This is a genomic window from Roseovarius sp. D22-M7 (assembly GCF_037083785.1).
Classification (GTDB): domain Bacteria; phylum Pseudomonadota; class Alphaproteobacteria; order Rhodobacterales; family Rhodobacteraceae; genus Roseovarius.
The window spans coordinates 1-20,849 of record NZ_JBAPKY010000056.1; the positions used below are offsets into that span (position 1 = coordinate 1).

27 protein-coding genes are annotated in these 20,849 nt (G+C 65.6%); 19 read left to right on the forward strand and 8 right to left on the reverse strand.

Annotated features, from left to right (window positions below; genetic code table 11):
• The 9 genes from V8324_RS17910 to V8324_RS17950 all read left to right on the forward strand — a co-directional run.
• The coding region (locus V8324_RS17910) for a GTA baseplate fiber-binding domain-containing protein (RefSeq protein ID WP_442970570.1) at window positions 1-726 on the forward strand (726 nt) is incomplete at its 5' end.
• Entirely contained in the window at window positions 726-1,448 is a 723-nt protein-coding gene (locus tag V8324_RS17915) for a hypothetical protein (RefSeq protein WP_336421280.1), read from the forward strand. The genes V8324_RS17910 and V8324_RS17915, both read left to right, overlap by 1 nt.
• Window positions 1,448-1,639 carry a hypothetical protein gene (locus V8324_RS17920; RefSeq protein WP_336421281.1) on the forward strand — a complete coding sequence of 64 codons (192 nt, stop codon included), beginning with the start codon at window positions 1,448-1,450 and terminating at the stop codon, window positions 1,637-1,639. Before V8324_RS17915 ends, V8324_RS17920 begins: the two co-directional genes overlap by 1 nt.
• Window positions 1,636-2,619: a hypothetical protein gene (locus V8324_RS17925; protein WP_336421282.1), complete on the forward strand. Its 984-nt coding sequence runs from the start codon at window positions 1,636-1,638 to the stop codon at window positions 2,617-2,619. The genes V8324_RS17920 and V8324_RS17925 overlap by 4 nt, the downstream gene beginning before the upstream one ends.
• On the forward strand, window positions 2,616-3,161 hold the full coding sequence (locus V8324_RS17930) for a hypothetical protein (protein WP_336421283.1): 546 nt from the start codon (window positions 2,616-2,618) through the stop codon (window positions 3,159-3,161). Before V8324_RS17925 ends, V8324_RS17930 begins: the two co-directional genes overlap by 4 nt.
• Window positions 3,162-3,249: 88 nt before the next feature.
• Entirely contained in the window at window positions 3,250-3,558 is a 309-nt protein-coding gene (locus V8324_RS17935; RefSeq protein WP_336421284.1) for a hypothetical protein, read from the forward strand.
• 152 nt (window positions 3,559-3,710) lie between these two features.
• On the forward strand, window positions 3,711-4,391 hold the full coding sequence (locus tag V8324_RS17940) for a YcbK family protein (protein WP_336421285.1): 681 nt from the start codon (window positions 3,711-3,713) through the stop codon (window positions 4,389-4,391).
• A 59-nt stretch (window positions 4,392-4,450) separates the two neighbouring features.
• Window positions 4,451-4,648 (forward strand): hypothetical protein, encoded by a 198-nt coding sequence (locus tag V8324_RS17945; protein WP_336421286.1) that lies wholly within the window; start codon window positions 4,451-4,453, stop codon window positions 4,646-4,648.
• A 178-nt stretch (window positions 4,649-4,826) separates the two neighbouring features.
• Window positions 4,827-5,042: a hypothetical protein gene (locus V8324_RS17950; protein ID WP_336421287.1), complete on the forward strand. Its 216-nt coding sequence runs from the start codon at window positions 4,827-4,829 to the stop codon at window positions 5,040-5,042.
• Between the two features lie 108 nt (window positions 5,043-5,150).
• Here the strand turns inward: V8324_RS17950 and V8324_RS17955 are convergent, their stop codons facing one another.
• The 8 genes from V8324_RS17955 to V8324_RS17990 all read right to left on the reverse strand — a co-directional run bounded on the left by V8324_RS17955 (window position 5,151) and on the right by V8324_RS17990 (window position 11,802).
• Window positions 5,151-6,065 carry a DMT family transporter gene (locus tag V8324_RS17955; RefSeq protein ID WP_336421288.1) on the reverse strand — a complete coding sequence of 305 codons (915 nt, stop codon included), beginning with the start codon at window positions 6,063-6,065 and terminating at the stop codon, window positions 5,151-5,153.
• Entirely contained in the window at window positions 6,065-6,982 is a 918-nt protein-coding gene (locus tag V8324_RS17960) for a cation diffusion facilitator family transporter (RefSeq protein ID WP_336421289.1), read from the reverse strand. The genes V8324_RS17955 and V8324_RS17960 overlap by 1 nt, the downstream gene beginning before the upstream one ends.
• Window positions 6,983-6,998: 16 nt before the next feature.
• Window positions 6,999-9,332, reverse strand: a complete 2,334-nt coding sequence (locus V8324_RS17965; RefSeq protein ID WP_336421290.1) for a heavy metal translocating P-type ATPase — start codon at window positions 9,330-9,332, stop codon at window positions 6,999-7,001.
• Window positions 9,333-9,345: 13 nt separating this feature from the next.
• Window positions 9,346-9,501, reverse strand: a complete 156-nt coding sequence (locus V8324_RS17970) for a hypothetical protein (RefSeq protein WP_336421291.1) — start codon at window positions 9,499-9,501, stop codon at window positions 9,346-9,348.
• Window positions 9,498-10,229 carry a TVP38/TMEM64 family protein gene (locus V8324_RS17975; protein WP_336421292.1) on the reverse strand — a complete coding sequence of 244 codons (732 nt, stop codon included), beginning with the start codon at window positions 10,227-10,229 and terminating at the stop codon, window positions 9,498-9,500. The genes V8324_RS17970 and V8324_RS17975 overlap by 4 nt, the downstream gene beginning before the upstream one ends.
• 1 nt (window position 10,230) lies before the next feature.
• On the reverse strand, window positions 10,231-10,704 hold the full coding sequence (locus tag V8324_RS17980; protein ID WP_336421293.1) for a rhodanese-like domain-containing protein: 474 nt from the start codon (window positions 10,702-10,704) through the stop codon (window positions 10,231-10,233).
• A gap of 12 nt (window positions 10,705-10,716) precedes the next feature.
• Window positions 10,717-11,103, reverse strand: a complete 387-nt coding sequence (locus V8324_RS17985; protein ID WP_336421294.1) for a DUF302 domain-containing protein — start codon at window positions 11,101-11,103, stop codon at window positions 10,717-10,719.
• 75 nt (window positions 11,104-11,178) lie between these two features.
• Window positions 11,179-11,802: a calcium-binding protein gene (locus V8324_RS17990; RefSeq protein WP_336421295.1), complete on the reverse strand. Its 624-nt coding sequence runs from the start codon at window positions 11,800-11,802 to the stop codon at window positions 11,179-11,181.
• A gap of 170 nt (window positions 11,803-11,972) precedes the next feature.
• Here V8324_RS17990 and V8324_RS17995 point away from each other — a divergent pair, with 170 nt between their 5' ends.
• The 10 genes from V8324_RS17995 to V8324_RS18040 all read left to right on the forward strand — a co-directional run bounded on the left by V8324_RS17995 (window position 11,973) and on the right by V8324_RS18040 (window position 19,990).
• Window positions 11,973-12,695, forward strand: coding sequence for a response regulator (locus V8324_RS17995; protein WP_336421296.1), 723 nt, complete (start codon window positions 11,973-11,975; stop codon window positions 12,693-12,695).
• A gap of 11 nt (window positions 12,696-12,706) precedes the next feature.
• Entirely contained in the window at window positions 12,707-14,113 is a 1,407-nt protein-coding gene (locus V8324_RS18000; RefSeq protein WP_336421297.1) for an ATP-binding protein, read from the forward strand.
• Between the two features lie 2 nt (window positions 14,114-14,115).
• On the forward strand, window positions 14,116-14,436 hold the full coding sequence (locus tag V8324_RS18005; RefSeq protein ID WP_336421298.1) for an SHOCT domain-containing protein: 321 nt from the start codon (window positions 14,116-14,118) through the stop codon (window positions 14,434-14,436).
• 503 nt (window positions 14,437-14,939) lie between these two features.
• Complete coding sequence (locus V8324_RS18010) at window positions 14,940-15,323, forward strand: c-type cytochrome (RefSeq protein ID WP_442970573.1); 384 nt, start codon at window positions 14,940-14,942, stop codon at window positions 15,321-15,323.
• Window positions 15,324-15,531: 208 nt separating this feature from the next.
• Window positions 15,532-16,233: a cupredoxin domain-containing protein gene (locus tag V8324_RS18015; protein WP_336421300.1), complete on the forward strand. Its 702-nt coding sequence runs from the start codon at window positions 15,532-15,534 to the stop codon at window positions 16,231-16,233.
• 201 nt (window positions 16,234-16,434) lie between these two features.
• Complete coding sequence (locus V8324_RS18020; RefSeq protein WP_336421301.1) at window positions 16,435-17,760, forward strand: multicopper oxidase family protein; 1,326 nt, start codon at window positions 16,435-16,437, stop codon at window positions 17,758-17,760.
• A gap of 89 nt (window positions 17,761-17,849) precedes the next feature.
• Entirely contained in the window at window positions 17,850-18,254 is a 405-nt protein-coding gene (locus V8324_RS18025; RefSeq protein WP_336421304.1) for a c-type cytochrome, read from the forward strand.
• A gap of 1 nt (window position 18,255) precedes the next feature.
• Window positions 18,256-18,990, forward strand: coding sequence for a DsbA family protein (locus V8324_RS18030; RefSeq protein ID WP_336421302.1), 735 nt, complete (start codon window positions 18,256-18,258; stop codon window positions 18,988-18,990).
• A complete protein-coding gene (locus tag V8324_RS18035) occupies window positions 18,987-19,673 on the forward strand; it encodes a L,D-transpeptidase (protein WP_336421303.1) in 687 nt (228 codons plus the stop codon). Before V8324_RS18030 ends, V8324_RS18035 begins: the two co-directional genes overlap by 4 nt.
• Window positions 19,674-19,768: 95 nt before the next feature.
• Window positions 19,769-19,990: a hypothetical protein gene (locus tag V8324_RS18040; RefSeq protein WP_336421305.1), complete on the forward strand. Its 222-nt coding sequence runs from the start codon at window positions 19,769-19,771 to the stop codon at window positions 19,988-19,990.
• Window positions 19,991-20,849 lie beyond the last annotated feature (859 nt).

Sequence of the window (20,849 nt, forward strand, 5' to 3'; positions counted from 1 at the left end):
AACAGCCTCACGGTGTTCATGACCACCGGCGGCGACCGGCTGGAGAGCGTCACGCAGGACGCGATGCTCGGCGGCGCCAACGCGGCCCTCGTCCTCAAGGTGGACGGCGCCCCCGAGATCATCCAGTTCCGTGACGTGACGCTGAACGCGGACGGCTCCCACACCCTGTCCGGGCTTTTGCGGGGCCGACGGGGCACGGATGTCTTCGTGGAGGGGCACGAGACCGGCGAGGTGTTCGTCCTGCTCGATCCCGACGATGTCGAGACACTGGCGATCGCGCTCGGCGATCTCGGCCTGCCGCGCGCCTGGCGGGCGGTCGGCTTCGGCGCGCTCTTCGAGGAGGCCGAGACCGTGACGCAAAGCCATGCGGGCCGCGATCTCAAGCCCTACGCGCCGGTGAGCGTGACGGCGACGCGCAGCGGCACGCCGGACGACATAACCCTGTCCTGGATCCGCCGCACCCGCATCGGCGGGGAGTGGAAGGACGGCACCGGCACCGTGCCGCTCGGCGAGGCCTATGAGGCCTACGAGGTGGACATCCTCGATGGGCCGGGCGGCACAGTGCTGCGGACGCTCACCGCCCCCGGCCCGGCGGTGACTTACGCCAGCGCCGACATTGCAGCCGATCTTGGATCCACGCCGACAGACCTGTCGGTCGTCATTTACCAGATGAGCGACGTGGTTGGCCGTGGCTTTCCACGCGCCGTCACACTGGAGATTGCCTGATGCCCAGCCCGAACCTCGAAGTCCCCCATGTGGCGGCCGCCCAGAACCAGAAAGAAGTCACGATCAACGATGCAACTGACGCGCTCGATCTGGCCCTGACCGCCACTGCAGTGATCGATTGTTCCGCGGGCGGCACCATCGCCGTGACGGCGGCCGATCTCCAGCGTCATGTGCGGCTGGTGCTTGGCGGTGCGCCGGGGGCCGGGTTCACGCTGGAGCTCGCCGATGTGCCGCGGCTTTTGGTGGTGCGCAATGACGCGGACGCCGTCGCGGTCATCACGCGGGCCGGTGGTGGCGACGCGACGACCGTCGACCCGGGCGATCAGCGGACCCTCTATCTCTCCGGCGGTGGTGTTCAGCCCACCGCGCGCGAGATCTACGATTTCGGCGCCGTGTCCATGGCCACACCCGGCCCGGGCGAGGTCATCGGAAAGGTGGTGATACCGCGCGATGTGCGTCTGCCGGCGGATCTTGCAGGCGCGGCCGGGCATGTCGACGTGCCGCCCGACGCCGCCTGGTCGGTGGATGTCACGGTCGACGGGCTCACCGTCGGCACCATCAATGTCTCCACCACTGGCCTGGTCACGTTCACGACCACCTCGCCGGATCCGGTGACGATCGACGCCGGATCGGTCGTGCGGTTCGTCGCATCCTCGTTTGCCGCCCCGGCCGAGGCATCTGTTGCGGGCCTGGCCGTCACCCTGCGCGGCGCGGTGATCTGATGCCGCTGCTCTTCACCGCCCTGTTCTTGTCCGGCGATGCGCCTGATGTGAACGTCCAGCAGTTCGCGGGGGCATGGATCGACGCCAATGATGCCGGCTCCCTGGCGCAATGGCGCGGGCAGCCCTCCGGAAATGTCACTGATGGCGACCCTGTCGGGGTGGCCGTAAACCAAAGGGAGACCCTGGAATGACCATTCTTGCCGCAACCAGCGAGTTCGACGGCTTCACCGAGCTGCCTGCGCTCTCGGCGCTCATCAGATACACCGACCTGACGGAAAGCGGCCCCAATTCGCGCGTGGGCAACGCGGTACTCTACCCGGCGCGCGCGCGTCTCGGCTTCACGCCGACCAATGGCGTCTGGCTGCACAGCCGCATTCTGCCGCGGGCCAGCAGCGGCGCGCATGACGGGCCGTCCTGGATCCTCGGGCTCGAGGATGGCGACGGCAACGTGATCTGCGGTCTCTGGAACCCGGCCTCCGGATCGCAGGCCGACGACACATTCTGGTTGCGCACGCATGCCGGCGTCGAGGCCGCTTTCCCGGTCTTCGGCGCGGCCAGCATCGACATGTATGTGAAGATCGGCGATCCCGACGGGGTCTTTCTGGCCTATGTCGACGGGGTGCTGCAATTCGTGCATGAGGGCGTCCTCAAGCCGGGAACATCGGAGGTCGTGGCCTCCGTGCGCGTTGAGGGCTGCTCTGACCGGACCAATGATTTCTACAATATGCCATGGGCCGAGCTGATCGTCGCGGATGTTCCGACGCTCGGCTTCAGGCTGCACACGCTGCCTCTGGTCTCCGACGGCACACCCGCGCAGTTCGCGGGCGCGGTCGCCGGCATCTCGACCATCGAATTCGCCGAGGTTGCGGACGCGATGGTCTCGGACACTGTCGGGCAGGCGCATCTGTTCACTCTTGCCGGCATGCCCGCACTGCCCGCCGACACCACCATTGTCGGGGTCTCGCTTGTCGCGGCCGCGTTCACGAGCGGGGCCTCTCCGGTTCAGCGTTTCGACGGCCGGGCGGATGCCGCGCTGCTGGGAGCGCCCGTCGAGATCGGGGATGCGCTCGGCGCTGTCCGGTTCTTCTGGGACGTGAACCCGGCAACCGGCGCCGCATGGACGGCGGTCGGGATCGACGCGACGCAGTTCGGCCTCGAGGCGCTCGCGTGACCGGGGAGGTCACGCTTCGCAAATCCACGGCGTTCGTGGTGGCGGGTCTGGAGACCGAAGGCAGATCGGGCGTTCGCAAGGCCACGGCGCATGTAGTTGAGGGTCTGGCAACGGAAGGCAAATCTCCAGTTCGAAAGTCTACGGCGTTCCTGGTCGCGGGTCTGGCAACAGACACGACCTCCGCCATCCGGCAGGCGTCGGGCCATGCGCTTGTTCGGGATATCTCGGACCTCTCGGGCGACATGGTCCGGTTCACGGACCGGCCGGTTTATCGCGCGGGCACCGTCATGCCGTTTCTGACATTCGGCGCCGGGTCGGATCTCGGCGTCACCATTCCGCAGGCGCAGGCCGGAACCTGGACGCGGATGATCTACCGGCCGGACGACACGTTCGTCGAGGATGTGATCGAGCTGTCGGCCGGGATCAATGCGCTCGGGCTGTCGGGGCACGCCAATCAGGTGATGCTCTTTCCCGGGGCGTTGGACAGCGCGACGCGCGACCACATCCACGCGGTGGCGCGCAACCGCGCCGGGATGGGATGAGAGGGCTGCCTGACCCGGCCGGCCCGGTGTCTGGGGACTCCACCAACGCCCGCGGGACCCATCATAAGCATCAGCACAGGGAGGCGGGATGCCCGAGCGCGAGAGCTTCACCGACCAAATCATCCAGGCATTCCGGGATCATGGCGTTGCGGCCGCGATCGGCGTCTGGTTCACCTTCATCGGCGGGTTGGCCGTCGCGGTCACGCGCAAAGCCTTCACCAACGAGGCGCTGCTACACAAGCTCGAACAGGAGCTCGACGCCGAGCGCCTGCGCATCGAAAAGCGCCGCGACGAGGACCGGCGCGTCGATCACGACCGGCTCGAACGCATCGAGCGCGACATACACGACATGCGCAACCTGATGTTCGCCGCCTTCCAGCGGGGACGCGAGGACTGATCGCGCGTCTGGCGTAGCACGCGCAGGTTTTTTCGCCGCGCAACGCGCACTTGCCGGGCGCACAGATCGCATCCCGAGATCAACACGTCCACCCCACCGCTCATCCGGGCGGAGGCCGCTTCCGCATGCCCGTTACCCCCAAGGAGACCACCATGCCTGACACCGTCCAGACCTATCGCCATTTCCGCGAGGTACCCGAGCGTCTCTGGCGCTGGCCCGACTTCTCGCCCGCCGAGATCGCCTGCCGCGGTACGGGCGAGCTGAAGCTCCACCCCGAAGCGCTCGACACCCTGCAGGCGCTGCGCGACCGGCTGGGCAAGCCGCTGATCGTCAATTCGGCCTATCGCTCGCCCGGGCACAACCGCGCCGTGGGCGGGGCGACGCGCTCGAAACACATGGAGGGCACGGCGTTCGATATCTCCATGGCCAATCATGATCCGGAGACCTTCGCGGTGGCGGCGCGCGAGGTGGGGTTTCTGGGGTTTGGCACTTATCCGCGCTCGAACTTCATGCATGTCGATCTGGGGCCGGCCCGGTCCTGGGGCGCGCCGTTCCCGCCGAGGGCGACACCCTTCGCGCCCGAGACGCCGCCCGCGCGCGAAAAGCTGGCCGAAAGCCGGACGCTCAAGGGCACCGGGGCGGCCGGGGTTGCCACTGCAGGCGCCGCCGGGGTCGAGGTCGCACAGGAGGTGCTGGCCGAGACGCAGGGCGCAGTCCTGCCGCTGGTGCCCTATCTCGACACCCTGCGATGGGTCTTCATCGCGCTGGCGTTCGCGGGGATCGGCGTCGCGGTCTGGGCGCGGCTCGATGACTGGCGCAAGGGCCGGCGGTGATGTGGGGCAGCTTGCTGACCGGGGTCTTGGCTCGACCGTGGGCACGGCGGGCGGCAGGCATGGCTCTCGTCGCGCTCGCCGTCATCCTCTTTCTGTGCAACCTCCGTCGCAGCGGTGAGCGCGCGGGCCGCGCCGCCGAGCGGCTGCAAAATCTGGAGCACACCGATGCCGTTCAACGACAGATGCTGGAGGCGGCCGCGCGCCGCCCTCGTGATCGTGACGCTCTTCTTGAGCGGTTGCGCGGGGGTGGGTTTTGATGCCCCGCCCAGCGCGTGTCCGCCGGTGGTAGAGTACAGCCGGGCCGAGCAGGCGCGCGTGGCCGACGAGGTGGCGGCGCTGCCGGAAGGCGCAGCGATCCTGGAGTGGCTGGCCGATTATGCGGTGCTGCGGGAGCAGGCGCGGGCGTGCGCCGATTGAGCCAGCACGTCCGCGCGGATGTCCGGGCGGCTCGTGCTGAACGGCACGACCGAGGTCCGCGGCTCGTTCGGCGAGATCAGCGGCGCGCATGTTTCGGAGGCGACGGCGCTCTGGCTGCAGACGATGGCCGTGCTCACCGTCGGCGACACCGTCGATCTGCAGGGCAACTTCCGGGCCGCGGACGGCTACTTCGCCGCCGACCAGACATCGTTCTGGGGCGTCAAGGTCGGCTGAAGCGGGAAACTTCATATGTGTCCGCCGGAAACGACTTCTGATCGCGTTCCCGTAGCGGGCTGGACCGATCGACGTTTTTTAACCGCCAGGTCTGGTTGCCCCGTGTTGTCACGCAGACTGGCACGCATGCACCGCCGCATTTTCCTTGCCGCGGTTCATTTCGCGCGTCAGCCAGAAGCCGGAGAACAGCAGGATTCCGCCTCCGAAGATCATGCTGCGCGCGGGAATTTCGCCAAAAACGAGATAACCCAAGGTTGCTGCCACGATCGGCGAGACAATGATATCGACCAGGGAATAGACGTTCGCGTTGATCCGCTTGAGCACCAGCGAGATGCCGAAATAGGCGAACCCCGTCGAGACGACGCCGAGGCAGGCCGCCCAAAGCATCACCGGCAGCGACAGGCCCAGCGCTGGATAGGCATTGAACTTGTCGATCTCGCCCGGACCGGCCAGAACCAGCGCGGGCGACAGCAGCAACGCCCCGGTCGCCATCGACCAGAAGATGTCGTTTCCTGTCTCCTCGCGTCCCTCGTGTCGCATGTAGGTGACCATCGCGGCGTAGATCGCCCCGGTGCTGAGCGCGACGAGATTGCCGAACCAGTCGCCGTCCCCGAGCGGCCTTGCCAGCACGACGCCCACCAGCGCCACCCCGAAGATCAGGACGTAGCTTTTCTTCGCTGGCTCGCCGAGGAATATCGCCGAGAAGATGAAGACGAAGAACGGCGCCACGCTCCAGAACACGACGGCGTTGGCGATCGGCACGAGTGTCATCGCATAGTTGAAGACGCTGATCTGGGCGGCGATGAGCGCCCCGATAATGACCGTGTCCTTCACGTTGCCACGGGGAAACCGCAGAGGTCGTCCGGTGGTCTGCGGGATGGCCAGTGCAAGGAAGGCGGCGGCAAAGATGAGCGCGTAGAAGTTCAGCGTCTGGATCGGGATCACATCCCCGGTCAGCTTGACGAAGACGCCGATCGTGGCCTCCGAGACAGTGATCAGGGCAAGCAGCAGGACGACCGGCATCAGCGATCCCCACCGCCACGGGTGATATCGATCGCCTCGGCGCCGCTTTCGTCGAGGCAGCGATCCTCCATCTGCAAAGTCACGAAGAAGAACCCGAAGTGATCACGCAGCATGGCATGGGCTCTCTTCAGCAGTTCTTGCGGGTCGTGATGATCCTGAACGCGCAGATGAGCCGAAAAGACGTATTTGCCGCTGGTCAGCGCCCATGCATGGACGTGATGGGCATCCGCCACTCCGTCGAGGTCCTCAAGCGCCCGCGTGACGTCATCGAGGCTGATATCGTCCGGCGTGCCTTCCATCAGCAGGTGGATCGAGTCGCGCAAGATTCCCCAGCTTGCCCAGCTCAGCACGAAGCCGAACGCCATGCCGAGGATCGGGTCGATGAGCAGGAAGCCCGTGAACTTGATCACCAATGCGGTCACGATGATCAGAAGGCTGCCGACGAAGGTCTGGATTATGTGCCAGAGCGCCCCTTTCACGTTGAGGTCGCTCTTGCTTTGCTTCCAGATCAGCCCCAGCGATATGACCTCGGTCATCAACCCGCCGGCGGCGGCCAGCAGCATCGGGCCGGTGGGCAGGTCGATCGGGTCCGACAGGCGCATGGCCGCCATCACGATCACGACCAGCGCCATGGCAAGCAGGAAGCCGCCATTGACCAGCGCACCGATGATCTCGGCCCGATACCAGCCGAAGCTGCGATCCGCGTCGGCGGGGCGCCGGGCCAGGCGTGCAGCGATGATCGCCAGCAGCACGCCGCCGACCGCGGAGAAGGTGTGCAACGCATCCGATATGACCGCGATCGACCCGGTCCAGAGGCCGATGCCCATCTCGATGACGAAATAGACCCCTGTCAGCCAGGCGGAGATTGCCATCCCGCGCCCGCTCGACGGCATGTGTCCGTGATGTGCACTGGCCATGGCGGCGTCCTCTCGCTCAGAGCTTTATCCGCCGCAGCCGCAGCGCGTTCGAAATGACGGAGACCGAAGACAGGCTCATCGCCGCCGCCGCAATCATCGGTGACAGCAGCAGTCCGATGACCGGATAGAGGATGCCCGCCGCGATCGGCACACCCGCCGCGTTATAGGCGAAGGCGAAGAACAGGTTCTGGCGTATGTTGCGCAGCGTCGCCACGGCCAGCTTGCGCGCCCGCACCAGGCCCACCAGGTCGCCGCGCATCAGCGTGATGCCGGCGCTTTCCACGGCGACGTCGGCGCCCGTGCTCATGGCGATGCCCACATCCGCCGCCGCCAGCGCCGGGGCATCGTTCACGCCGTCGCCGGCCATCGCCACCGACGCGCCCTTCGCGTGCAGCTCCTCGACCAGCTTCTGCTTGTCCTCGGGCAGAACGCCGGCGCGCACCTCGTCGATGCCCAGTTGCCGCGCAACGGCCTCGGCCGTCCGCTGGTTGTCGCCAGTCGCCATGATGATGGTCAGGCCAAGCGCGTGCAGGTCGCGGATTGCGTCTGCGGTGCTTTCCTTGATCGGGTCGGCCACGGCGACGATCCCGGCGATGGTCCCTTCGATGGCGACGTACATCGCCGTCTTGCCTTCGGCTCGCAGTGTGTCGGCCGTCTCGTCGGAGGCGTTTGTTACAATGCCAAGTTCCTTCATCATCGCGTGATTGCCGAGCGCGACCCTGCGCCCATCGACCACGCCGCGCACGCCCTTGCCGGTGACGGCATCGAACTCTTCGGCGCGGCCCGGTTCGAGATCCCGAGCGCGTGCGCCCTCGATGATCGCCTCGGCCAACGGATGCTCCGATCCGCGTTCCAGCGCGGCGGCGAGGGACAGGACCTGGTCCTCGTCGAACCCGTCTTGCGCCACGACATCGGTCAGCTTTGGTTTGCCTTCCGTCAACGTGCCGGTCTTGTCGACGATCACGGTATCGACGCGGGCCATCCGTTCCAGCGCCTCGGCATCCTTGATCAGCACACCCGCCTGCGCGCCGCGACCCGCGGCGGTGGTGATCGAGATCGGCGTGGCAAGCCCGAGCGCGCAGGGGCAGGCGATGATCAGCACCGACACCGCCGCGGCGATGGCGTAGGCCAGCGCCGGATCGGGCCCGAACGAGAGCCAGACGACAAAGGCCGTGACGGCAACGGTGACGACGCTCGGCACGAACACCGCCGCCACCCGGTCGGCGAGCCCCTGGATCGGCGCACGCGAGCGGCGCGCGCCGGCCACCATGTCGACGATCTGCGCAAGGACCGTGTCGGATCCGACCCCGGTCGCGCGGATCGAGAGGGTGCCGTTCTTGTTGATCGTGCCGCCGGTCACGCGGTCGCCCTCGACCTTCTCGATCGGCACCGGCTCGCCGGTGATCATGCTCTCGTCCAGTGACGACCGGCCCTCGACCACCTCGCCGTCCACCGGCACGCTGTCGCCGGGGCGGACGCGCAGCATGTCGCCCTCGACGATGTTCTCCAGCGGGGCGTCGTATTCCGTGCCGTCCGGCAGGATGCGGCGCGCGGTCTTGGGCGCGAGGTCGAGAAGCGCGCGGATCGCGTCGCCGGTGCGCTCGCGCGCGCGCAGTTCCAGAACCTGCCCCACGAAGACCAGCGCGATGATGACCACCGCGGCCTCGTAATAGGTGCCGACGCCGTCGCCCATGCGGTACTGGTCCGGAAACACCCCCGGCGCGAAGGTGGCGACGAGCGAATAGAGATAGGCCGCACCCACGCCGAGCGCGATCAGCGTCCACATGTTGGGAGAGACGTTGCGGATCGACTCCCAGCCACGCTTGAAGAACGGTTGCGCTGCCCAGAGAATGATCGGCGTGGCGAGGACGAATTCGACATAGACCGAGAGTTTATGGCCAAGCCAGGCGCGCACCGGAAGTCCAACCAGTTCGCCCATGGTGATGATCATCAGCGGAACGGCCGCGGCCGCGCTGACCCACATGCGCCGGGTGAAATCCGTCAGTTCCTCGTTCGGCTCGTCCGATGGCGTCATCGGTTCCAGCGCCATGCCGCAGATCGGACAGCTTCCGGGTTCGTCGCGGACGACCTCGGGGTGCATCGGGCAGGTATATTGCGTGCCGGGCGGGGACTGCTTGCTGGTCATTTCGGCGTTGCCCGAGGCGTAGAAGTACGGATCGGCGTCGAACTTTTCCCGGCAGCCATCCGAACAGAAGTAGAAGGTCTCGCCGCCATAGTCGCGCGTTCGCGCGTCCTCTCGCCTCTCGACCTGCATGCCGCAGACAGGGTCCGTCGCGGTCTTTGCGCCAGGTTCGGGCGCGATGTGGTGGTGATGGGCGTGGTCGGACATAGGGTATCTCTTTTCAGGCACAGAGTATCAATGTCGGGATTCCAGAGGTTGGAAGGTCAAGGTGCAATGGGCCGATCGCCCCATTCTCACCGGCGCCGATCATCCGGCCCGGTCCGATCGCCGTCGCGTGGGGCAGGCTAAGGCTGTTCTTCTTGTCCTCGAAACTCATGTTCGACCGGGCTCCATTGCGCTCTTGTTCTGGTAGTTCTTTTTCGAAGCAGCACCGCGCCGAAGCGCAAGGAGCAGGAGAGGAAGGCCGGTTATCAGTCCCAGCCCGAGCACGATCCATTCCGCGCCGCTGAACGCGCCCTCCGACACCGCGCTGCCGAAATGCGCGAGCACGAAGCTCGCGGGCAGGATGCCGGCCATCGTCGCAAGAGCGAACCGCCAGAAGTGGAGTCGGCTGAGACCTGCGGCATAGCTCATCGCGTCGAAAGAGACGAAGGGCAGAAGGCGGCTCACGAAAACCGTGAGCGTCAGCGCGTTCTGCGAGCCAAGCAGGCCGTAATCGGCCTTGTCGCCAAGAAGGCGCTCGACAGGCCCGCGCCCCAGCCCGCGGGCTATGAGGAAGGCGACAAGCGCGCCAATCTCGGCTCCCAGGGCGACATAAACGGTGCCGGCATAGTGGCCGTAGGCCGCACCTGAGGCCAAAGCGATGGGAGCGCTCGGAACGGGGCTCGCGACGACGGCCGTCGTCATCAGCGCGACCACCGCAAGCGGCCCCCACGGCCCGGCTTTTGCTACCAAAGCCTCGATCGCGGCTCGGTCCAGGTCGAACGACCACCATCCTGCGGCCCAGGCAAGAAGGCCCAGAACCAGCAAAAGGCTTGCGATCCCGGCGGTGACCTTGCCGGCAAACCGGAAACGTGACGCTGTCCTGTAGCTGCCTTCGGGCATCTCAGTGGAGTTCCTCCGGCATGGAGGCAAGCGCGGCGCCTAGCGGAACTACGGGCAGCCCCGCGGCAAGCCAGCCCGGGCCGCGGCGAGATCCGAGCATTCCCTCGGAAATGTCCACGTAGCCCTCGTAGCCAGCATGCCGGAGCGCACGAAGCAGGGCCGCCGAACGCCCCCCAGTCGCGCAGATCAGGCCGACGCCACGGGAGCCGGCGAGCACCTTCGCCGCGAACAGGCGATCGGGGAAACGGTCCTCGTGCATGCTGATCGGCCAGATTCCGGCGCCGACGCCGGTTTCCAGCCATTCCTGGCGCGACCGGATGTCGATCATGCGGGCACGGTCTGCAAGAAGGGCGTCATGGGCTTCGCCGGACGACCAGATGGTTCGAGACTGCGCCTGGAGCGGAGAACTGGCGAGGACGATCGGCGAGGCCGCCAGCCCCAGAACGAAGACGCGCCGACCCGGAACCGGTTTCATCGCGCTCCTCCTTCAGGCTGCATCCACGGCGCGGACCAGCATGTCGCGGACCTGCCCGGCGACCTTGTGCAGCTCGGCATTATCCACCGCCTGCATCGATGCGACCGGATCGATGGCACTCACCTCGGTGCCGCCTTCGACAGAGCGCAGTATCACGTTGCAGGGCAGCATTGCACCGATCCGCGGCTCGAAGCCCATGGCTTCCCAGGCCATGCCCGGATTGCAGGCGCCGAGGATCTTGTAGCCATCCATGTCCTTGTCGATCTTCTTCTTCATCGTGGCCTTGACGTCGATCTCGGTCAGAACGCCGAAGCCTGCCTCGGTGAGCGCCGCGCGCACGCGGGCCTCGGCGGCGTCGATATCGGCTTCCGCCATCAGGCGATCATGTGTGTATGCCATTTTGTCTGTCCTTTCATGGCTGAGGCCCGGCGACGCTTGTTGGGGAACCGGGCAAGAGGTAGCGGAAAGGTGGGCTCAGTCGTTGCCCATCCGACCCTGGCCGGGTGTCCCCATCATGCTGCCGTTGCCCTGCATGCCACCGTTCGGTCCGGGCATCATTCCGTCGCGCATCGTCTCCATGCGCTCCATCATGTCAGCCGGCTTGACGACCTCTTCTACCGTCACCGCGCCGTCGCCATCATCGTCGAGGAATTGGAAGCGGTCCACCATGGTTTCGCGAATGAGCGCGCTGTGGAGGGTTTCGAATTCGGCGAGCGACAGGGCTTTGTCTCCATCGATGTCATATTCCGCCAGCAACGCCTGCAGTCGTTCATGGGCCTCCTGTGGAGTCGGCGTGCCATCGGCCTCGAACCGCTCCATAGCCAAACCCATGAAAGACGCGCCGCCGCCCATCATGGCCATGTCCGACATGGGGCCGCCGGCCCCCATCATTCCCATGCGGCCCATGGGCTCGCTGCCCCCCATCATCTGCGCATGCATCCGCATCATCATCTGCATCATGTCATGATTGCCGGCACCCGGACCCTGCGATCCAGGGGCACCTTGTCCACCATGGCCATGATCGCCCGCGGCCAGCGCGGCCCCGCCCAGGGACATCAGAATGGCGGTAGCCGCCGCGAGTTTCGCTCTGGTTTTCATGTCTCTATCCTTTCTTGTGTGAAACGCATATCCAACATGGGAAAGTAATAAAGAACGCCAAGGCTGCGTCATTTCCGATTTCGTATCCGTTCGTCGCAACGCGGGTGCCTGATACAAAGCGTTACAATCTCGGTGCTGACCCAGCGTCGCCACCCTGCCAAATGATAAGGATGAACAGCTTGCCGCATATCCTGGTCGTTGACGATCACCGTCAGATACGGGACTCGGTCACGCGGTTCCTCGAGCGCAACGGCATGCGGGCGACGGCGGCGAAGGATGCCCGGGACATGGACGAGAAGCTCGGGAAGGGTCACTTCGACCTGATGGTGCTCGACGTCATGATGCCGGGCGAGGACGGGCTTTCGATCTGCAAGCGCCTGTCGGCCGAGAAAAGGCTTCCCATCATCATGCTCACGGCGCTCGGGCAGGATCAGGACCGGATCGTGGGTCTCGAGATCGGCGCAGACGACTACCTGCCGAAACCGTTCAACCCGCGCGAGCTTCTCGCACGGATCAAGGCGGTCCTGCGCCGCGCACCCGAGGAGAGGAGCGAGGCCGGCACGCTTTCAGGCCGCCTCCTGCGGTTCGGCGGGCTGACGCTCGATACCGATTCCCATGTCCTAACCGACCGGGACGGCAATCGCGTGCAGCTGACGACGGCGGATTTTCGGCTGTTGACTGTCCTTCTGGCGCGTCCGCGCATGGTTCTGAGCCGCGAGCAGCTTCTCGATCTCACGGCGGGGCGGCCGGCGGGCCCGCTCGACCGCGCGATCGACAACCAGATCAGCCGGCTGCGGCGCAAGATCGAGGCGGATCCGTTCCGCCCGACGCTCATCACCACCGTTCGAAGCCACGGCTACAGTCTGAACGCGGAAGTCGAGGTGATCGCGTGACCCGGCCGCGGATGGGAAGCCTGCGCGCGCAGCTCGTGATCCTCATCCTCGGGGCCTTGGCTATCGCGCAGGCGGTGAGCCTGTGGCTCTTCGCGGACGAGCGCAGCCTGGCCGTCCGCGCAGCCCTCGGCTTCGAGGCCGCGGGGCGCGCCGTCAACGTCGTGCGCCTGCTGGAAGAAGCGCCGCCCGATCTTTCCGCGTCTATCGTGCGGGCGGCGAATTCGCCGCTCGTGCGTTTTGACCTTGCGCCCGCCCCGAGCGTCACCGCGCCTGACCATCATCACGCAGAATACATCGAAACGCGCGTCCGGGCCTTGCTCGGTGACGGCTTTAGTCGCGACATCCGTGTCAACCTCAGGGAAACCGCCGTCCCTCTCCATCCGATTCCGAACCTGTCCCCGCAAATGGCCCGGATGCATCAGGAAATGATGCGTGGCCGGATGCAGGCGGTCGAGATGACCCTGTCCATCGCGCTGTCCGGTGGCCAATGGCTGAACGTCGCCACGCGGTTCGAACGCCCGCCGTTGCAATGGCCCCTTTCCTCCTTCCTGACATTCGGACTGACGGCCGCGTTGATTCTGGTCGTGGCATTCTGGTTCGTGATGACCCGTCTGACCGGGCCCTTGCGGGATCTGTCGCACGCCGCCGAGGACCTGGGGCGCGGCGACGCAGGTGAGCCGCTGCCGGTCGCCGGCCCCGCAGAGGTGCGCGACCTCACCCGCGCGTTCAATCGCATGCAGGAACGGCTGACCCGCTTTGTCGCGGATCGCACCCGCATTCTCGCCGCGGTCAGCCATGATCTGCGATCACCCCTCACGGCGATGCGCTTCGATGCCGAACTCGTCGAGGACGAGGAGACCCGCGAGAGCCTGATCGCCTCCATCGACGAGATGCAGGCCATGGCCGAGGCCACGCTAACTTTCGCCGAAGGACTGGCGGGCCACGAACCCTCGGAGGTCGTCGACGTGTCCGACTGGCTCGGTGCAATGGCAGGTGACAAGGCCACGCCGTTCAAGCTGACCGGTGGCCCGGCGATGACGGTGCGCATTCGCCCACTCGCCCTGCGCAGGGCCCTTCGCAACCTGGTCGAGAACGCCTCCCGCTACGGGGGCAGCGCGACGGTCGGCTGGCACCGTGCGGGCGACGATCTGGTGATCGAGATCACCGATCATGGCCCCGGAATCCCCGATGAAGAGCTCGAAGAGGTCTTCGCGCCGTTTCACCGGCTGGAAGCTTCCCGGTCGCTCGAAACCGGGGGGCACGGGCTGGGCCTTGCCATCGCGCGGGCGATCGTGCGCGGACACGGCGGAGACATCCGGCTCGAAAACCGGGCCGAAGGCGGGTTGAAGGCTTCGATCTTCATCCCGCTGTCGGAGGACGCACCAAACAACGACCAGACAAAGCATAAGGAGACCTGAAAATGAGACGAACGGCAATCTGGACAATCATCGGTCTTGCGGCGCCCTCACTGGCCGCCGCGAGTCCCGGGGACAACTGGCAGGAAGGATATGGTCACATGATGTGGGGTGGCGGACACGGAATGTTCGGCGGGCTGATGATGATCCTGTTCTGGGGTGTCGTCATCGCCCTGATCGTTTTTGCCGTGAAATGGTTCACTGACAATCAGGGCGGCGGCAATCGCGGAAAGCGCGATGCGCTCGAGATCCTGCGCGAACGCTTTGCCGCGGGCGAGATCGACGAGGAAGAGTTCGACCGCCGGCGCAAGGTGCTGGAAAAATAGCCCTTCCGAGGTTTTCCAGCGGTGGGCGTCGACCGAGCTGGTTGCGTCTGCCGCTCACGACAGAGCCTTCATCCCAGGATTGCTTGCAAGTCCGCAGAGCGTTCTGCCCGCTGCAAGAAAGGCGTCAAGCGGGACAAGCATCGCGGCACAACAGGCCAGCATGTCGAGATTCATGCCCGTTCCGCGTAAAAGACGGTTTCGTGTTTCCCGTTCAGCTTTCTCACCGTCTGGCCCAACCAACCGAGCGATAGGTGCCTCTGCCGCGCATAGGTCAAAGATACATTCGGATACAAAAAACACGGGCTTATCAGGTGGCAAGGCCGTCGCGAGGCGGTAGTAAAGGTCTGAATTGGCGCGTGATCTGGAAGCTTCGCGGTCCGCTCGGAGAGCGCCTCGGAGACGAGCCGATCAAAGGTACGATAGGAGATGGGGACATGAACACACGCGGGCGTCTGGTCGGAGTCGTACTTGTTGCCGGGCTTGGCTTGGCGATCTGGCAATTCATGCAACCGGAGGACGCCATTGTCCACCAGGACCCAACGTCGATGGACGAGCCAGCACAGGGCGCGCCAATCGTCGAGGTTCGACTTTCCGCGCAGCTGTCGCCCGAGGCGACGATCGGAAAGCGCGCCTTCGAGGCCAAATGCGCTGAATGCCACGGCGCCGACGCAGCCGGTCAGGATGGCGTCGCGCCACCGCTGATCCACCGCATTTACGAGCCGAGCCATCATTCCGACGAAGCCTTTCAACTGGCGGTGCGGACGGGCGTGCGCGCGCATCACTGGCCCTTCGGCAACATGCCCCCGGTCGAGGGTCTGACCCGCGCCGACGTTCAGTACATCGTGCGCTATGTCCGCGAGGTACAGCGCGAGAACGGGATCAATTGATGCGGGTGCTGTCCTTTCTCGCCGCGCGCGGCGGTCTTGTCGCGATGCTCATGATCGCGCTTGCCGGCCTCGCCACGCCGACGCCCGGCCTTGCCGACACGCCGGATGCGCATTCCGAGAGCGCCGTGGTCGCGGACAGCCATGGTGCGAGTGCCGGGCACTCGGCCCTTGACGACACGCTGGACCGCTCCTGCCATTCCGACCCGACTTGCTCTTCGGCTGTCATTCTGTTGACCCGGCCATCATTCGGGGCAAGCGGCTACCAGTCTGCGCGCAGGCCGCTCTCGAAAACGACAATACGCGGGAGAAATGCGCCCGTCGATCTTCCGCCTCCGCGACCTCGGGCCGTGTCACGATCGAATTCCCTGAAATACCCCCAGACATGAGAGACCAAGACATGATCAAGACACTTCTGACCGGCACCGCCCTCGCGGCCAGCCTTACTGCCTCCATCGCGGTTGCCAGCCCCGGCCATGGCGACGGCATCGGCGAGCCTGGCGACGCCGCGCAAGTCGACCGCACCATCACGGTCGAAATGGACGAGATGAAATACAGCCCGGAGACCATCGAGGTAGAACCCGGAGAGACGATCCGCTTCGAAGTGGTGAACGTCGGCCGCGTTGTCCACGAATTCAACATCGGGACGAGCAAAACCTGGAATGGCCACCTTGGCGAAATGCAGACGATGATGCGCGAAGGCATGATGAGCGCGCGCAGCATCCATCATGACCGGATGATGGAGGCCGGGATGATGCATGACGATGCCAACAGCGTCCTGCTGGAGCCGGGGGATACGGGCGAGGTCATCTGGACGTTCCCTGAAGGCGGCGAGATCGGCTTCGCCTGCAATGTGCCCGGACACCGCGAGGCCGGGATGGTCGGTGGTTTCAGGATGGGTCAGGGCCACTGATGCCCGAATGACTGGTGGCGGGCGAGATCATCGCCCGCCCGACACTTTCCGGGAGATCCTGACCATGCCGACTCGACGCGCCTTCCTCGGACAAACCGCCGCCGTTCTCGGTCTTGCAGCGAGCGGTCGGCAAGTGTCTGCCGCCTCTCACGCGCCCGCGACCCTGACGGCGCGAGAGGCCTCGGTGCAGNCGGTCGGCAAGTGTCTGCCGCCTCTCACGCGCCCGCGACCCTGACGGCGCGAGAGGCCTCGGTGCAGCTCGCCCCCGGCGGCTATCCGGCCACATCCATCTGGGGGTACGAGGGGCGTGCGCCCGGCCCGGCCATCCGGGTGCTCCAGGGCGACAGGGTGCGGCGGCGGCTGGTAAACGACCTGCCCGAGCCGACCTCGGTCCACTGGCATGGGATCCGCATCGACAACGCGATGGACGGTGTCTCGGGCCTGACGCAAGAGGACGTCGCGCCGGGCGAAACCTTCGACTATGATTTCGTGGCGCCCGATGCCGGAACCTACTGGTACCACGCGCATAATCGGTCCTGGGTGCAGGTCGCCCGCGGCCTGCACGGGCCGCTGATCGTGGAAGAGGCCGAGCCGCCCGAGGTGGATCGCGAGCAGACCCTCGTGCTCGACGATTGGCTGCTCGATCCCGAAACGGCGCTGATCGACGAAAGCTTCGACCAGCCCATGAGGATGAGCCATGGTGGCCGGATCGGGAACCTGATCACCACCAACGGACTTTTCGACCTGTCCATCCCGGTCGCGCGGCACAGCCGAATGCGCCTGCGGCTCATCAACGCGTCGAACGCGCGGATCTTTCCGTTGCAGCTTGCCGGTTTTCGGGGCTGGACGGTCGCGCTCGACGGCATGCCACTTGCCGTGCCTGAACCTCTGGAGGACGTTCTCGTCCTCGCCCCGGCGCAACGCGCCGACCTGATCGTCGATGTGGTGGCCGAGGCGGGCGAGACAGTCCATCTCGTGCGGATCGGCAATGACGACCGGCCGGCCTCGCAGGTGGCGTTCCCCGTGTCGGGCAGCGCCGCGCAGACGCCGCGCTCAGCACCAGCGGCGCTGCCGCCAAATTCCGGCGAGGGCATCCGGTCGCTGGCCGATGCGCGACCATTGCGGCTCGTTATGTCGGGCGGCGCCATGGGCCGGATGGACAGCGCCTTCCTCGGCGGAGAGCGCATGGGCTTTCGCGAACTCGCGGCGCGAGGGCGGTTCTGGGCCTTCAACGAGATGGCCGAGATGACACAGAGCCCGCTGGCCGATCTTTCCCTTGGCGAGCCGGTGCGGCTGGAGATCGTCAACGAGACCGTCTTTCCCCACGCCATGCACCTTCACGGGATGCATTTCCGCGAAATCCGCGACGGCAGACCCGTCGGACCGATGCGCGACACGCTCCTCGTGGGCGCGCAAGAGACGCGCGAGATCGGCTTCGTCGCGGACAATCCGGGCGACTGGCTGTTTCACTGCCACATGCTCAGCCATGCGGAAAGCGGCATGATGACATGGGTGCGGGTGACATGAAGGCGTGGGTGATGATCGCCGCGCCGGTGGTGCTTGGCCTTGCAGGGGCCGGGGCATGGCTGACATTGCGTGACGCGCCACAGGCCGCCATGGACACCACCATGCCGGAGATGCCGGCCACGGTGGATATCGCGCAAGGAGAGACGCTTTATGCCCGGAGCTGCGCCGCCTGCCACGGTGCCGACCTCGAAGGCCAGCAGGATTGGCGAACGCCCGATGCGGATGGTCGCCTGCCCGCGCCGCCCCACGATGAAACCGGGCACACCTGGCACCATCCCGACCGGGTCCTGTTTCAATACACGAAGCTCGGTGGACGGGAAGCCCTGGCGCTGCAAGGGGTGGAGTTCGACAGCGGCATGCCCGCATTCGGCGATGTCCTGACGGATCGCGAGATCTGGAACATCCTCGCCTACATCCAGTCGACATGGCCCGAGCGCGCCGGCGCCGTGCAGGCCGAACGCACTGCCGCCGATCTGGCGAAAGAAGGGAACTGACATGAGAAAAAAAATCATTACAAGGATCGTGGTGGCACTTTCGCTGGCGCTGCCCCTGCAGGCGGCAGCCCAGGACCTGTCCGAGGACAGGGTGCGCGAGCTGGTCCTCGAGACCATCCGCGAAAACCCGGAGATCGTCATGGAGGCCGTCGCGATCTTCGAGGCCAGGCAGGCCGAAGCACAGGCGGCGTCGCAGGCTGAGGTGCTCGATGAGGAACGCGAAACGCTGGAACTCGATCCCAATGCGCCGGTCTTGGGCAACCCTGAGGGCGATGTCACGGTTGTGGAATTCTTCGACTACAATTGCCCCTATTGCCGTCTTGCCAAGCCCGAGATCGAGGCCCTGCTCGCGGCCGATCCGAATGTTCGCCTTGTCTATCGCGAATGGCCGATACTTGGCGAGGGGTCGGTGTTTGCCGCCCGTGCCGCGCTGGCGTCGCGCGAAAAGAGCCTCTACGAGAAATTCCACTGGGTGATGATGGGCATGAACGGCCGCGCAGAGGAAACCTCCGTCCTTCGGATTGCAGAAGAAATCGGTCTCGAAATCCAGCAGTTACGCCGCGACATGGATGCACAGGAGATCGACGCGCACATCCAGACATCGATGCGGCTGGCGCAGGCCGTCGGCATCACGGCTACGCCATCTTTCGTGGTTGGCGACGCCCTTGTTCCCGGTGTCGTGGATGCGGACCAGTTGCGACCGCTTGTCTCTGATGCACGGGAACCGGAACAATGAATGCGACTGGAAAGAAGGGCCTGACGCGGCGCCATTTCATCGTGACCGCATCCGCCCTGTTTTCGCCGCCCGTTTCGGGGCCGCTTCTGGCCGATACCTGGCCGGACGAGGCGCAGAAAGCCGCGTGGGATGCCGAGGTGACGCCGCCCTTCTTCGACCTGCAGACATCCAACCCCTGGGGCCTCGACCCGCGCTTCCTTCCGCAACGGGTCGAGGCGCGCGCCGGGCTTGTTCCGGGGGACATTCACGTTGATGCCATCGCCCGCTACCTCTATCACGTCGAGGAGGGCGGGACGGCCATGCGCTATGGCGTGGCCATCGCCCGCGGCAACCTTTACGAGCCCGGCACCTACACGATCCGTCGCAAGGTCCGGTGGCCACACTGGACCCCGACGCGCGCCATGATCGAACGTGACCCGGAGTTGTACGCGGATGTCGCCGACGGCATGGAGCCCGGCCCTGACAACCCGCTCGGATCGCGCGCGTTCTATCTTTACGTCGGTGCCCGTGACACCTATCTGCGCATCCACGGCTCGCCTCATCCGCGTTCGATCGGCGGGCGGGCCAGTTCTGGCTGCGTGCGCATGGTGATGGCTCATATCAACGCGCTCTACCCGCAGGTTGAAACCGGCGTGACCGCCTACCTGCATCCGTCGGCGAACCATGTCACGTCGCATAGCTGAACGCCGGGGTGCGCGTCTAGTCAAACCCGGCATGACGACACGCGAGAGGAAGCGGTTTGCAACGAACATTCATTATCGGTTTCGCAATACCCGCTATCCTGGGCGGATGTACTACAGCCGGCAGGGGAGGGGACACGCAGCCTCAAGCTGTTCCCGAGGAGGTCATTGCCCTTGCGGCACCTTATCAGGACGTCGCTACCGCGCGCCTGCTGCCGCGCGACGGGTGTTACTGGTACCGTCATGAGGGGCCGGTCGAGACGACGCTCCTGCCGCTCAGAACCGCCGACGGGCGACCGATCTGTGCGACGCAAGGGTAGGAGGCGGCGTCGGGGTTGGCCTCGGGGCAATTGGCCGGTGCTCAGGCCCCGGGGCTTGCCGCGCGGCGACGCGCCAACTCGCAATAGAGCGCTTCGCGCGTGACGCCCAGTTCCGCCGCCACCTCCTGCCAGCTGCCCCGTTCCGGCAGGGCGTTCCCTTATCCGAGCCAGGCATCGAGACGGTCCGCGACGCGCGGCAGCGACCGGATCTCCGACCTAGCCCGCGCCGCCTTAACACTGTGCGCCAGCAGCGCGGACCAGCTTTCCGCCAGCGCCGGCTCATCGGCTAACGCGGACAGGAAGCGCTGCTTTGGCAGGGCGCTAGTGTTCCGCACCCGACAGTCACTTCCCTATCGTCAGGCTGTGATTTCCGTCCAAGCTGCGCGATTGAGCGACCTTATTGCTTCCACGACGGGAACTGAGCGTTAGGTTTGGAACACTAGGGTTCATTGGCGGCATGCATCACCAAGCCCATCACCTCGCGGTGGCGCCCGGGCAGAATCCCCACGCGCATTGAGTCCGAGAAGATCACCAAGTGTTCAGAGTTCGCTTTGAACGGATGCGACTTCGGCGGGCGCGCGATCAATGACGGACAAAGCGCGACGCACATATCGATTATAAAGGAAAACAATGGTTTAGGGTGGAGAACGTTCGATCCTGGTCCCTTCCCCTCCGCCACTACCCATTGATAATCATCACATTTTTTAGATTCTGGTAACACACCCCACATAAAACCCCACATACAAAAAATGCTAGGTGAGGGAGACCTGCCCCCCGGAAGTTCCCTCGCTCTGATGTAGAGTCTGCCCAACCTGAAGGAGCAGACGACATGAGGAAAAGCCGGTTCACCGAGGCGCAG